This is a genomic window from Ruegeria sp. D4 (genome assembly GCF_056534475.1).
Genome location: NZ_JBQFPJ010000002.1, coordinates 278,175 through 291,590 on the forward strand (window position 1 = coordinate 278,175; position 13,416 = coordinate 291,590).

Here is a 13,416-nt window from a genome sequence, read left to right on the forward strand (position 1 = left end):
AGCGAATTTCGGCGCGGAACACCAAATTGACACCATTGCGGCGGGTCAATGCGCCTCCAGCAAGGATCGATAGACCCGAACGATGGCTTCCGCCTCGCCCTCGATTCGAAAATTCTTCTCGACATGGGCCCGTGCAGCCTGCCCGGCCAGCGCCAGTTTTTCGCGGTCTTCCAACATTTCCTGCAACGCGCCCGCCAGCGCCTTTGCATTGTCTTTCTCGACCAGACGGCCGGTCACACCATCTTTGATCTGCGCGCTGAATGCGCCAACACCGTGACAGGCGATGGCAGGCACGCCAGACGCCATCGCCTCGAGCGGGGTCAGGCCGAAGCCTTCGTGCCGTGCAGGGGCCACGAACAGGTCCAGCGCGCGATAGGTTTCCACGATCTCTTCCCACGGACGCTCGCCCAGAAAATGCACCCGGTCCGCCAACCCGGCGGCCTTGAGCTTTTGTTCCTGTTCCTGCTGAAAGCCTTCGAACTCTTTGGTGGCCCGGCCGGTGAAGATAATCTGCGCATCAGGGTGGGACGGCAGAACCTCGATTGCGGCGTCCACCAGAAGGTCCACGCCCTTTTGCGGGCGGATACGGCCAAAACAGCCGATCAGAACGCCATCGGGCAGACCGAGCTTCTGGCGCAGGGCTTGCTTGGATTGTGCCGGATGAAACAGGTCCGTGTTCACTCCGTGCATGATGACAGTTGCCGGGTGTTTCAGAAACGAAGCCGCCTGCGGAGTGGTCGCGATCAGCGCATCCATCTTCGAGATCAGCCACTTGGTAAACCCCGAATGATCACGCTGCGCGGCCGAAGTGAAGAGCAGGCGGAAATTGCGCCGGAACAGATGTTTCAGCGCCAGTCCTGCCAGCATCTCGGTGTTGCGTCGGGCATGCCAGACCCGTTGCACCCGGTTTGACAGAAACGGAACCTTCCATAGCCGGATGTGCGGCAGATCGTCGGGCAGTCCGGGTCCCGTCGCGCGAATTTCGATCAGGTCGCGTTGGATCGGCAAAAGCCGAATGATCGTTGTGGTCACGCCTGACAGGCTGTGTTTCAGGTTGGGTGCGATGACCTCGATTTCCCGCACTGTGATCTCCTGTTCAGGGTTGATTGGCATCAGTCTATGCTGTCGCGGCTGAATAGGTAAATCAGGCACCCAATCGCAACTGTTATGGCAAAGAACCCGAAAATGGCCGTATAGGGCGCAGCGGGCCCCGCGCCTTCTGTAGCGGCATGAAGCCGCCCGGTGGCAAACTGCGCCACACCAACGCCGCCAATTCCAAACAGGTTCAGTAGGGTGACGCCCCGGCCGACTAGATGCGGGGGGATGAAGGCACGGCCATGCGCCATGATCACGGGAAATGTGGCGCCGGTAAATCCGATCAGGGCCAGCAGGATGACGGACACCCAGACCGCGTCGGCGACCCAGATACACAACAGGATCAGGGACACAGCGCTGAGCGCGTTGCCGCCGAAGATCACCCATTTGCGCGTGCCAAGAATGCGGTCAAGCGGGCCATAGACAAAGGTTCCCGCAATCATCGCTGCGCCCATTACCAGGGTTGCCTGCCCGATTTGCGCGGTGCCCAGGCCAAAGACGTCCTGCAGGTACGGCCCGGCCCACAATCCTCGCAGCGCCCCGGAAGGCGCATAGGCCACCAGCATCAACGGAAGTATCGTCCAGAGCGCTGGTTCCCTGAGCAGATCCAGCAACGATCCTTTCTGTTCTGTTTCGATCTTATGCGGATCGTGGACCGTCAACCAGATTCCAATCGCCACAAAGCCCGAGATCGCCGCCAGTCCGGCCAGCGTTGCGCGCCAGCCCATCAGTTCGACCGCCAGTGCCGTCGGGTACGAGGCCACCAGGTTACCGACGGAACCGACACCCAGCATGACGGCGGCCAGTGTGGCAAAACGGGCGGGAGGAAACTCGCGCGCGAAGATATAGTACGAGGCCATCAGCACCGGAGAACACCCGATGCCGATCAGGGCCATCGCGATACTGATATGCAACGGCGCAGTTGCCATCGCAAAAACAGCAGCCCCTCCTGCACCGCCGATCAGCAGCAACAAGGAAGCGGTCAGGCGGGGTCCGATCCGGTCAAGCGCCCAGCCGACCGGAATCTGCATCAGGGCGAATATGAAGAACCACAGGCCCGAGGCAAAGGCCAGGTCCTCGGGCGTGGCCCCCAGGTCCCGGCCCAGATCCACGCTGAGCACAGCCAGAAAAGCGCGAAAAAACTGGCTGAGCACATAGGCCAGACACAAAACCACCAATCCTGCCTGCATGATCTGCCCTCAACCTGAATACGGGCCATGCTTGGCATGTCGTGCCATCATGCACAAGCGCGTGTGCTATGCTGAATTTGGCGGACAGACATCACAATCGGGCTATTGTTCAAATCAGGAACCGACACAAGGCACCAACGCTGAGGGGACAATGAAAGACGTCCATTCCGATTTCTATGAATCCCTGCCGCTGTTGAGGGACTTTACCGAACTTGCAAAGCCTGCGCGATTTACACCGGTGCCGGATGACTGGGTTGTCGGGGTTGCTGATATCGTCGATTCGACCGGTGAAATCGCGCGGGGCCGGTACAAAACCGTGAACATGGTCGGAGCGGCGGTGATTTCGGGCATGATCAACGCAGTGGGCGGCAAGCTGTTTCCCTATATCTTTGGCGGCGACGGCGCGGGATTCGCCGTCCCGGCCAGCGCAGCGGATACAGCCCGCGCCACCCTGTCCGCTTTGCAGCGCTGGGCGCATGAAGAGTTTTCGGTTTCCCTGCGCGGCGCCGTGGTGCCGGTTGCGGATATCCGGAATGCGGGCCGGGATGTGCGCGTTGCCCGCTATGCGCCATCGTCGGGCGTGGACTACGCGATGTTCTCGGGCGGTGGGCTGGCCTGGGCCGAGACGCAGATGAAGTCGGGGCAATACGCTGTTCCCGATGCGGCACCCGGCGCGCACCCGGATCTGACGGGCTTGTCCTGCCGGTGGTCCAACAGCCCAGCGAAACATGGCCAGATCGTATCGCTGGTTGTGCAACCGACCGCGACCGCGACAGAAATCGATTTTGCGGATCTGGCGCAGTCGGTGCTGTCCGTGTCCGAGGCGCTGGATCGCGCGGGCCACCCGGTGCCGGTCAACGGGCCGCCAATCTCGTGGCCGCCGCCGGGTATTGCGATCAATGCGCGTGTCATGCGCGCCGGCGGCAACATTCTTTGGCACACTATGAAGATGTTGGGTGAAAACCTGTTCATCTTTCTGCTGTTTCTGTCCGGCAGGCGACTGGGCAGTTTCGAGCCCCAAAATTACAAGGAAATGGTCAGCAAAAATGCGGACTTCCGCAAATTCGACGACGGCCTCAAGATGACGCTGGATTGCGATCAGGCCACGCTGGCACGCATCCGGCAGATGCTGGAACAGGCGCGCCAGCAGGGCAAGATCCGCTATGGCATCCATGCTCAGGACGAGGCGATGATGACCTGTTTTGTGCCCTCTGCCGTTCGCGATGATCACGTGCATTTTGTTGACGGTGCATCCGGCGGTTACGCCCAGGCCGCCGCCGGGATGAGGGCTTAGTCTCTAAGGAGTCAGGCCACGGGCAATGTCCGTTATGACGTCATAGGCCATCATCACGTCCTGTTCCGTGGTTTCGAATTGTCCGGCCTGGAACCGGATGACCAGATCGCCATCCACACGTGTTTGTGTCAGATAAATCCGTCCGTCATCATTGATGGCGTTGACCAGCCGCAAATTCAGATCATCCGGGTCGGCGCAGCCTTCGGGCATGTACCGAAAGGACCAGAGTGACCACATCGGCGCCGTCGTGATCTGAAAATCCGGTTCCGACGCAAGTTTGTCATGCAGCGCTTTGGACCAGTTGACGTGATTTCGCATCCGCTGGCGCAGGCCTTCCAGCCCGTAGGTGCGTATCACGAACCACAGTTTCAGCGCGCGGAAGCGACGCCCCAATGGAACGGACCATTCCGAGTAATTGACGATCCCGTCTTTACCATGTGTTTTCAGGTATTCCGGTCTGATAGCCAGCGTTTGGACCAGATCGTCGGGGTTCTTCAGGAAATGCGCGCAGCAGTCGAACTGTACCCCCAGCCACTTGTGGGGGTTGAAGACGATGCTGTCAGCCTGTTCGATCCCGGGCCAGTAGTGCCGGTATTCGGGGCAGATCATGGCCGACCCGGCCCAGGCTGCATCGACATGGGAATAGAGGTCGTATTTGGCGGCGATTTCTAAGCAACGATCCACAGGATCGGTTGCCCCGACGCCGGTTCCGCCGACGCACAAAATGACGCCCGCAGGCTGCAAACCAGAGTCTAAATCTGCCTGAATGGCCGCTTCCAGCGCGTCGGGATCCATTCCGCGCCAGTCGCCCTTGATGGGAACACGCACCAAGTTGTCTTCGCCAATTCCGGCAACCCAGATGGCCCTGTCGATTGAGGTGTGAACCTCGGATGAACAATAGATGCGCAGGGGTTTCTGCGCGAACAGCCCCTGTTTGTTGCCCTGCCAGGCCAGTGCCTTTTCCCGCATCGTCAACACGGCGGCCAGCGTCGCCGACGAGGCCGAGTCCTGAATCACTCCGGCGAAACCGTCCGGCAGATCCAAAGCCTGCCGCAACCAATCCATCATCCGGGTTTCCATCTCGGTTGCAGCGGGCGAGGTTTGCCACAACATGCATTGTGGCGCGATGGCGCTGGCCAGAAACTCACCCAGAACCGACGGGGCCGAGGCGTTCGAGTTGAAATAGGCAAAGAACCGGGGGTGCTGCCAATGGGTGATGCCGGGCATTACGATCTGCTCAAAATCCCGGAAGATGTCTTCCATGGGCTGGGCGGTTTCGGGCGGTTCAGACGGTAACGCATTCAAGACCTCACCCGGTTCGCACCGTGCCCGGACGGGCCTGTCGCCAACGGTTTCGTGGTAGTTCTGCGTCCAGTCAGCGACTTTTCGGCCCCATTCCGCGAATTCGTTCCACTGCATGCTGTTCCCCGTGTTTCCGTCTGATCCGGGATGTCCCGGGTGGTTGAATATCCGGGGCAGTGAGAGTTATCCGGAGCGAAAGGTCAATGCTTCTAAGAAACCCGAAGTCTTGAATGTCAGGTCAAAACGTTGCGCATCCCGGTCGCCAACGTCTTGCCAGTGATGGGAAGACACCTAAGATGCCCGGCGATGTTTCAAACTGGGGGCTGTCATGCAGGACAAGCTGTTTTCTCTTCCCGACCCTGTTGCGATACCGGTTGTCGGCGAGCAGGCCGAATATCCGGTGGGCCGGATTTTTTGCGTCGGGCGGAACTATGCGGCCCATGCGGCTGAAATGGGAAATACAGTGGACCGCGAGGCGCCGTTCTATTTCACCAAGTCCGCACCAAACGCCATCCTGACCGGAGCGACCGTGCCATATCCGCCGGGTACCGAAAACTATCATCACGAAATGGAGCTGGCGATTGCAATCGGTAAGCCGGTGTTCCGCGTCAGTCGCGAGCAGGCTTTGGGCGCGGTGTTTGCCTATGGCTGCGCGCTGGACATGACCCGCCGCGATCTGCAAATCCGTGAACGGAACAAACAGCGCCCGTGGGATCTGGGCAAGGATCTGGAAAACGGTGCCGTTTTTGCGCCGCTGACCCGGTCGGAGAGCTGGTCGCCGGACAAAGACAAGCGCATTCATCTGAGCGTCAACGGTGAAGTCCGGCAGGATGCGACCCTGGATGAGCTGATCTGGAAAATTGATGAGATCGTGAGCCATCTTTCAAATTACTATCACCTTCGTCCGGGCGATCTGATCATGACAGGCACCCCGGCCGGTGTTGGTGCGGTCCAGGCCGGTGATGTGATTGATGGCGGAATTGACGGTCTTGAACCGATCCACCTGACCCTGTCAAAGGCTGAATAGAGCCTATTTAGGGTCTTTCAGCCAGCCGTCGGCAAGCTCAACACGATCAAGGCCGGCAAACCTGCGCACCCGGTCCAGCTCGGCCTCCAGACGCCGGGTGCGCGCCTCTGACCAGCGCAACTTTCGCTCGGGCCAGACGGATTGTACCCGCAATTCGCCGCAATCCCTGTGGGCCTTCATGTCGATCCGGCCGATCAGCCGATCACCTTCGAGCAGGGGAAAGACATAATAGCCGTAGGTTCTTTTGGGCGCGGGCACAAACACTTCGATCCTGTAGTGAAACCCGAACAGGCGTTCGGCACGGTTTCGATCCCGCAGCATCGGGTCAAACGGGCTGAGCACGCGAATCCTGCCCGGTGGCGCGGGCAGTTCACGGGCCTCTTCAACCAAGCCCGGGCGGGAAAGCACTTTCCTTGTACGGCCATCCGCGCAGCTGATTTCGATTTCTTCAATCTCGCCGCTTTTTTGGGCTGCGGCGCACCAGTCTTTCGCCTCGGCCGCGCTGACCGTATCCCAAAACGCAGCCAGTTCGCCCGATGTTGCAAACCCCAACCTGTCGAGGGCGGCGTTGCACAGCCAGTCCACCGTTTTTTCGGCGTCGCATGGTGCATGACCGGGGCACAGATGAGTTTCGATCACCCGTTCGGTTAGGTCGTAGCGTTTCTGAAAGCCGTCCCGGCCAATGACGGTCAGCGCGCCCGAGCGCCACAAGAACTCCAGCGCGGTTTTGGACGGGTGCCAGTCCCACCAGCCGCCCGATCCTTTCTTTTCGTCCTTTCCCACATCGGACGAGGATACCGGACCGTGATCGCGGATGTGCAGCAGAACCGAGGCGAACTGTTGTTCAAATCCATCCCGCCGCCAATTCTTCCAGCGGGCTTTCAACAAATCGGCGTCGCGCTGAAAGCGCAGGTGCCAATGCCGGTAGAACTCCATCGGAATAACGGCGGCGTCATGTGTCCAATGCTCGAACAGCGCCCTGTCCCGTTCATACAGGCGCTTCAGATGTGTGCTGCGATAGGTGGACCTGCGCGAAAACAGGATCATGTCATGGGCGCGGGCCACGGTGTTGATACTGTCCAACTGAACAAAACCAAGCCGTCGGATCAGGTCCAGAAGATCCGCGCCCTTTGCGCTGCCCGACGGGGTTTCGGACAGCAAGTGACGATCCATGAACACCGCACGGGCTGTCCGGTTGTCCAGTTTCGGCAGTGCCAAGACTCTAACGCCGCTTCAGTGTGTCGCCGTAGCTGATTTTTGGCGTCAGGGTTACGCGGGTTTCAATCTCGGCTTCCGGGTCGGCTAGCTGTGCGGCGATGATCCCTGCGGCCTGACGGCCAATTTCCAGCCGGCAGGCATCCATGGTTGCCAGTTTGCGGGGCAGACCTTGCAGCAGTTCGACATTGTTGAACCCCGCCAGCCCGATTTGACCAGGGATGTCTATCCCCTGATCCAGCAGGTACAACAGTCCGCCAGCGCCGATCATATCATTGGAATAATACAGAAAATCCAGTTCCGGCGACCGTTCCAGCATCGCCTGCGTCATCTCGCGCCCCTTGGCCAGTGCTGAGCCGCCGGAATAGAACTCGCGATCCTCGATCTCGATCCCGTGTTTGCCCAGAACTTCGGTAAAGCCTTCGAAACGTTTGCGCGCGCGGTGGTCCAAAGGCATCTTGGTCCCCATGAAGCCGATATGCTGGTATCCGGCCTTCAGAATGGCCTGCGCCATTTCGCGGCCGGCACGGCGGTGCGAAATGCCGACCATCGCATCCACGGGTTTGCCGTCGGTATCCATGATTTCGACCACCGGAATGCCCGCGGAATCCAGCATCGCCCGGGCCGCTTCCGTGTGCTCCAGACCCGCGATGATCACGCCCGAAGGCCGCCACGAGAGCATCTCGTAAAGGACTTTTTCCTCTTTTTCCGGCAAATAATCGGTCACGCCGACCACTGGCTGCAATTCGGTGTCTTCCAGCACCTGATTGATGCCGGTCAGGACCTCGGGGAAGACCATGTTGGACAGTGACGGGATGATGACAGCGACCAGATTGACCCGGCTGGATGCCAGCGCACCCGCAATTTTGTTGGGCACGTAACCCAGCTCTTTTGCGGCGGCCAGAACCCGTGTTCGGGTCGCATCCGATACATCACCCCGATTGCGCAGGACCCTGCTGACCGTCATTTCGGATACCCCCGACGCTTCCGAGACATCGCGAAGGGTAAGCGGGCGTTTTGTTTCTGTGGTCACGAGGCACCTGCACTGTTGTTTTGCCCGATGGTAGCGTGAACACGGCGACAAATACAACAACTCTGCTTCTGCGTCGGACGCTGGACGGGTCGGACCTTTTGTGCATCGGAGCGACCCTACATATTTGCGGCGAGTTCAATTTTACACGCGAGTCAACGCCCGCAGTTTCAGGCCCAAAATCTCAAGTCCGCGAACTGAACCGACGACTATTGACCGCGGAAAGATATCTAGGAAAATACACACACTCGCGGTGGCGCATACCAAACCGCGTAGCAAGCGCGGGCATGCAATTCCTGATTTCGCAAATGGCCCATGCAACGCCGCAATCAATTGTTGACCGTATCTTACATATTCTGGCATGAACGCGCCATGTTCGGTTCCGGGGACATCCTCGGAAGCAATAGGGAATGCAGTGCGGCACATTTCGCCAACTCTGCAACTGCCCCCGCAACTGTAGGCGGCGAGCGCGGCTGATAATGCCACTGGGGTATCCCGGGAAGGTTAGTTTAGCGCTTTGACCCGCAAGTCAGGAGACCTGCCGAACATGCGCCCTTGGAAGGGGCGTTCATCATCGGCGACGGGGTGTGCGCCGGATCTGTTTGCCCGACAAGGCAGATGGCTTCGCGTTCCCCATCGTCAAAGTAAATTTGCGCCGGGGAAGGCGCGACGTGAGAAGGACTCGATTTGTGAAAAAACTGCTGGTGGCTGCCACGGCTGTTTTGGCGATGCCTGCATTGGCGCAGGCCCATTTCCTGCTGGAATATACCGACGACACGATGATCGAACGCCCCGGTGACGTTCCGGTCAAACTGGTTTTCTGGCACCCGTTTGAAGCTGGTCACGTGATGACCTTGGAAAAACCGGAAGAATTCTTTGTAATCCACAACGGTGAAAAAACCGATCTGATGGATACGCTGGAAGAAACCACTTTTGAAGGACCGGACAACATTGCCAAAGCGTTCCTGGGTTCAGTGCCGGTGAAACGCTCGGGTGACTATGTGGTGGTTACAGTTCCTGCGCCTTACTACGAAGAATCCGAGGATATCTATATCCAGCAGATCACCAAGGCTTACCTCAACCGAAACGAACTGCCGACCGACTGGGATCAGCCGCAGGGGCTGGCCACCGAGATTCTGCCGCTGAACAAGCCTTACAACATCATCGCCGGGTCAACCTTTACCGGTCGCGTTTTGAGCGAGGGACAGCCCGTCGCCGGCGCAGAAATCGAAATCGAGTACATCGCCGCAGCACCGGACATGACCGGCACCGGCGCGAAGGGCGCCACCGTGTCCCCATTGCCGGGCGGCGCGTTGGTCGCGATTTCGGATGACAACGGATATTTCAACTTTGGTGTGCCAAAAGCCGGGTACTGGGGCTTCGCCGCTTTGGGCGTGGGTCCGGAAACCGAGCATGAAGGCAAAGAGCTGAGCCAGGATGCGGTCATCTGGATCCGCGCCTGGGATCTGGAGTAAGCCTGAATGCACATCGTCGACGGAGCCCTTTCCAACCCTGTCGTGATCGGCGGTGCGGTCGCCGCGGCTGGCGGGATCGCATTGGGCCTGAAATCGCTGGATCTGGATCGCATTCCCACGGCGGGCGTGTTGTCGGCCAGCTTTTTTGTCGCCTCGCTGATCCATGTGCCGATTGGCCCGTCGTCTGTGCATTTGATTCTGAACGGTCTGGCCGGGCTTCTGCTCGGCTGGGCCGCCTTTCCGGCCCTTTTTGTCGGCTTGCTGCTGCAGGCCGTGTTCTTTGGTTTCGGCGGATTGACCGTGCTGGGGATCAACACGGTGAATATCGCTCTTCCGGCGGTGTTGACCTGGATGATCTTTGGTCGCCTGATCGCACGTGGCTCACCTGTTCATGGGGCGATCTGGGGCGGCATCGGCGGCGCGTTTTCGATCGCGGCCACGACGGCTTTTGTCGCGGTCTCGCTGGCGCTGTCCGGCGATGAGTTCCTGCCCGCTGCCAAGCTTGTCTTTTTCGCCCACATTCCCGTCATGGCTATCGAGGCCGTGCTGACAGGTTTTGCCGTTCTTCTGGCCCGCAAGGTCAAACCGGAACTTTTTGTAAAGGTTGCGTCCACATGAAACAGTTGATCCTTGTTTGTACGCTTGCTCTCGCCCCGCTCCCGGCTCTTGCGCACAAGGTTATTGCAGGCGTATTTCCGGCAGGCGACGCAATCGAAGGCGAGCTGGGGTTTTCCAATGGCGATATGGCCGCAGACCAGGAAGTCATCGTCTATGGCCCCGATGGCTCTGAACTGGGTCGCACAGTAACCGATACGGACGGTTTCTTTCTCTACAGCCCGACCAGAGCTGTGGCTCATACATTCAAGGCAGATCTGGGTGCAGGGCACGTCGCCGAAGTTGCCATGCCGGCCGACGAAGTGGCCGAAATCATGGGGGTCGAAGCCGAGCTTTTTGAAACAGCCACGCCGGTCGCATCTGCGAATGGCGCGGCAGCGGTGACTGTGGCTTCGCTCTCGGATGAGGAACGCGCCGCCATCGCCAAAGCGGTGCGCGACGAAACCCGCCCACTGCGGCGCGAGATCGCCGCCTACCGCGAGCACAATGATCTGCAGAACATCTTGGGTGGTATTGGCTATATCATTGGTCTGTTCGGCATCGGCTTTTACCTGGCCGCGCGTAAAAAGATGGCCACCTGATGGCACATGCGCTGGAACCACAGGCCAAAACACTGGCCGAGGCAGGCAAAGCCGCCCATTTCGGGATGATCGGAGACTACGATCCCCGTATGCGCATCGTGCTGGCCTGCATCTTTGCCATCGTCACGGTTGCCCTCAACAGCATTCCGGCGCTGATCGGCGCTTTGTCCGTCTCGCTTGGGTTACTGGTGATGTCACGCTTGCCAGTCGGTCGGACCCTCAAGCGTATGGCCATGATGGACAGCTTCATCATCTTCATGCTGGTGCTGCTGCCATTCTCAATGCCCGGCGACGCGATGTTCACGGTTTTTGGCTTTCCGGCCAGTTGGCAGGGCCTTTGGAAAGCTGTCGAGATTGCACTGACGGCCAACGCGGTCATCCTTGCGCTGATGGTTCTGGTCGGAACGATGGAGCCCGTGACGCTGGGACACGCTTTGCACAAGCTGCGCTGCCCCGAGGTGCTAGTGCACCTTTTGATGTTCACCATCCGCTACATCGAGGTGTTGCGGGAAGAATACCTGGGCCTGCGCGCTGCGATGAAGATCCGCGGATTTCGCCCCGGCACAAACTGGCACACCTACCGAAGCTTCGGGTATCTGGTCGGCATGATGCTGGTGCGCGCGATCGAACGGTCCGAGCGGATTCTGGCGGCGATGAAATGCCGGGGCTTTTCCGGGCGTCTTTTGTTGCTGCAGGACTTTAACATGACACGACGCGATCACATGTTCGCCGCGATGCTGTGCACCGTTTGCCTTGGCCTGCTGTTCCTGGATTATCTATGACGATCCTCAAGCTTGAAGACATTTGTTTTGCGTACCCTGGCCAGCCACCAGTGCTGGACGGCGCTTCGCTGCAGCTTGAACCGGGGCAGCGCCTCTCGATTGCGGGCCCGAATGGCGCGGGAAAATCTACCCTGTTTCGTATTGCCCTTGGCCTGCAAACACCAAGCGCCGGGCGCGTGACCGTCCTGGGAAAGGAAAGGCGCGTCGAGGCGGATTTTCACGAAGTCCGCCGCCAGGTCGGGCTGGTTTTTCAGGATCCTGATGATCAGCTGTTTTGTCCGACAGTGGCGGAAGACATCGCATTTGGTCCTCTCAACCTCGGGCGCAGCAAGTCCGAGGCGCTGGCCATCGTCGACAGGGTGCTTTCCGATCTGGATCTGTTAAGTCTGCGTGATCGCATTACGCACAAGCTCTCTGGTGGAGAGAAGCGGCTTGTGACCCTTGCAACCGTTTTGGCGATGGAGCCGGAGGCGCTGCTTTTGGATGAGCCTACCAATGCGCTTGACGCCAAAAATGAAGCGCGACTTCTGGAAATTCTGCGAAGTCTGCCGCAGGCTATACTGCTGGTAAGCCACGCACCATCGTTTCGCGCGGCATTGGCACCAGACACGCTGGAACTGCGAAACGGGCGGATTGTCAGCCCAAGTGAATGACCTGTTCGCACGAGCTATGCGAATGTCCGCGACAGAGCGCCGTCGTCAGGAAGCCTGCGCGTGCAAGCGGTATGACCCGGGGGTCCGGCTGGTCCACTTTCGAAAGGCGCGGTGAAAATTCGCCGGAGCCGAAAACCCGGTGTCAAAGGCGATCTGTTCAATACTGAGCGTACTTTGCTGAAGCGCGCGGATGGCAATGTCGCGGCGCAGTGCATCCTTGATGTCCTGAAAAGAAGTCCCTTCTTCTTTCAAACGCCTGTTCAAGGTCCGCGGCGTCATTTTCAGGGCACGCGCTGCATCAGGTAGCTGGCAGGTTTGCCATGTTGCGCCGTAGAGAAACGCGCGGACGCGAAGGCTGTTTGTATGCGCGCGCGAACCGGTAAAGATCCAGTCCAGCGGCGCACGTTCAAGGAACACGGATGCCTCAGCCGAACTGCGGGTTATCGGACGGGTGAACAGACGCGGGTCGAAAAGGATACTGGTCTGCCGAGCGTCAAACTCGACCGCGCATGGGAAGACGACGGCGTAGTCGGCGGCAAATTCCGGGCGGGCAAAGGCAAAGCGAACGGCTTTTACCGGTGTTTCCGTCCCGCCAAGCCAGGACAAAAGCCCATGCGCCAGTTTCAGGATCAGCATGTGGCCGAAACGCTGCGGGCGGGTGTCGTCCGAATATGGGACCAACGCCAGTTCCACCGCGTCGGATTTGCTGTGCAAGTCCAGGTGGAAGTCATCCAGAAGCAGGTTCCAAAATGTCGAGAAACGATAAAGTGCCGAGGCCAGGCTGCTCGCTTCGCGCTGTACAGTCACCAGATGCTGCAGGGCGCGGGGCCGGATCGGACGGCTCCAGAGGCCCATCATTTCGTCCCCGGTTTCGGGCGCGGCAAGCTGATAAAGCCGGGCGATTTCATTCAGTGTGACGCGTTGAGAAGGTGCCATCTGGTTGGCCTGCAGGCCCGAACGCTCTAACAGCGATGTCATCTCAGCCGGGGTGCAACGGGACTTCAGCGCATCCAGCCAATCCTGGATAAATCCCGCCGATACAGTCGTCAGAGATATGGGGTCATGGCTGGTCATCTGAACCTCAGGTTGGCGTAATCGGATACCATTTTGTCAAGAAATGAGCTTATCGGCAAACCATTGGGCGGGTAGATGACGCG

13 protein-coding genes and 1 riboswitch are annotated in these 13,416 nt (G+C 59.2%); of the genes, 7 read left to right on the forward strand and 6 right to left on the reverse strand.

What is annotated here, in order from left to right; all coding sequences use genetic code 11:
* Positions 1 to 45 precede the first annotated feature (45 nt).
* Together ACR0MI_RS05335 and ACR0MI_RS05340 are read right to left on the reverse strand one after the other, a co-directional pair.
* A complete protein-coding gene (locus ACR0MI_RS05335; protein WP_480853832.1) occupies positions 46 to 1,113 on the reverse strand; it encodes a glycosyltransferase family 4 protein in 1,068 nt (355 codons plus the stop codon).
* On the reverse strand, positions 1,113 to 2,285 hold the full coding sequence (locus ACR0MI_RS05340; protein ID WP_170612619.1) for an MFS transporter: 1,173 nt from the start codon (positions 2,283 to 2,285) through the stop codon (positions 1,113 to 1,115). The genes ACR0MI_RS05335 and ACR0MI_RS05340 overlap by 1 nt, the downstream gene beginning before the upstream one ends.
* A 151-nt stretch (positions 2,286 to 2,436) precedes the next feature.
* Between ACR0MI_RS05340 and ACR0MI_RS05345 the strand changes: the two genes are divergently transcribed.
* Entirely contained in the window at positions 2,437 to 3,579 is a 1,143-nt protein-coding gene (locus ACR0MI_RS05345; RefSeq protein WP_480853835.1) for a DUF3095 domain-containing protein, read from the forward strand.
* A gap of 3 nt (positions 3,580 to 3,582) precedes the next feature.
* Here the strand turns inward: ACR0MI_RS05345 and ACR0MI_RS05350 are convergent, their stop codons facing one another.
* Positions 3,583 to 4,998: a pyridoxal-dependent decarboxylase gene (locus ACR0MI_RS05350; RefSeq protein ID WP_170816866.1), complete on the reverse strand. Its 1,416-nt coding sequence runs from the start codon at positions 4,996 to 4,998 to the stop codon at positions 3,583 to 3,585.
* Between the two features lie 211 nt (positions 4,999 to 5,209).
* Between ACR0MI_RS05350 and ACR0MI_RS05355 the strand changes: the two genes are divergently transcribed.
* Positions 5,210 to 5,908: a fumarylacetoacetate hydrolase family protein gene (locus ACR0MI_RS05355; protein WP_170612613.1), complete on the forward strand. Its 699-nt coding sequence runs from the start codon at positions 5,210 to 5,212 to the stop codon at positions 5,906 to 5,908.
* A 3-nt stretch (positions 5,909 to 5,911) separates the two neighbouring features.
* Here the strand turns inward: ACR0MI_RS05355 and ACR0MI_RS05360 are convergent, their stop codons facing one another.
* Positions 5,912 to 7,126: a DNA glycosylase AlkZ-like family protein gene (locus ACR0MI_RS05360; protein WP_170612611.1), complete on the reverse strand. Its 1,215-nt coding sequence runs from the start codon at positions 7,124 to 7,126 to the stop codon at positions 5,912 to 5,914.
* A 4-nt stretch (positions 7,127 to 7,130) separates the two neighbouring features.
* A complete protein-coding gene (locus ACR0MI_RS05365; protein ID WP_170612609.1) occupies positions 7,131 to 8,156 on the reverse strand; it encodes a LacI family DNA-binding transcriptional regulator in 1,026 nt (341 codons plus the stop codon).
* Positions 8,157 to 8,513: 357 nt separating this feature from the next.
* Positions 8,514 to 8,713: riboswitch (cobalamin riboswitch) on the forward strand.
* A gap of 129 nt (positions 8,714 to 8,842) precedes the next feature.
* Here ACR0MI_RS05365 and ACR0MI_RS05370 point away from each other — a divergent pair.
* The 5 genes from ACR0MI_RS05370 to ACR0MI_RS05390 are packed head-to-tail and all read left to right on the forward strand — an operon-like array spanning position 8,843 to position 12,259.
* Complete coding sequence (locus ACR0MI_RS05370; protein WP_480853840.1) at positions 8,843 to 9,628, forward strand: DUF4198 domain-containing protein; 786 nt, start codon at positions 8,843 to 8,845, stop codon at positions 9,626 to 9,628.
* Between the two features lie 6 nt (positions 9,629 to 9,634).
* On the forward strand, positions 9,635 to 10,246 hold the full coding sequence (gene cbiM, locus ACR0MI_RS05375; RefSeq protein ID WP_170612605.1) for a cobalt transporter CbiM: 612 nt from the start codon (positions 9,635 to 9,637) through the stop codon (positions 10,244 to 10,246).
* On the forward strand, positions 10,243 to 10,824 hold the full coding sequence (locus ACR0MI_RS05380) for a cobalt ABC transporter permease (protein WP_170612603.1): 582 nt from the start codon (positions 10,243 to 10,245) through the stop codon (positions 10,822 to 10,824). The genes cbiM and ACR0MI_RS05380 overlap by 4 nt, the downstream gene beginning before the upstream one ends.
* Positions 10,824 to 11,606, forward strand: coding sequence for a cobalt ECF transporter T component CbiQ (gene cbiQ / locus ACR0MI_RS05385; RefSeq protein ID WP_170816868.1), 783 nt, complete (start codon positions 10,824 to 10,826; stop codon positions 11,604 to 11,606). Before ACR0MI_RS05380 ends, cbiQ begins: the two co-directional genes overlap by 1 nt.
* Complete coding sequence (locus ACR0MI_RS05390; protein WP_170612598.1) at positions 11,603 to 12,259, forward strand: ABC transporter ATP-binding protein; 657 nt, start codon at positions 11,603 to 11,605, stop codon at positions 12,257 to 12,259. The genes cbiQ and ACR0MI_RS05390 overlap by 4 nt, the downstream gene beginning before the upstream one ends.
* 45 nt (positions 12,260 to 12,304) lie before the next feature.
* Here the strand turns inward: ACR0MI_RS05390 and ACR0MI_RS05395 are convergent, their stop codons facing one another.
* Complete coding sequence (locus tag ACR0MI_RS05395; protein ID WP_170612596.1) at positions 12,305 to 13,333, reverse strand: AraC family transcriptional regulator; 1,029 nt, start codon at positions 13,331 to 13,333, stop codon at positions 12,305 to 12,307.
* Between the last annotated feature and the right edge of the window lie 83 nt (positions 13,334 to 13,416).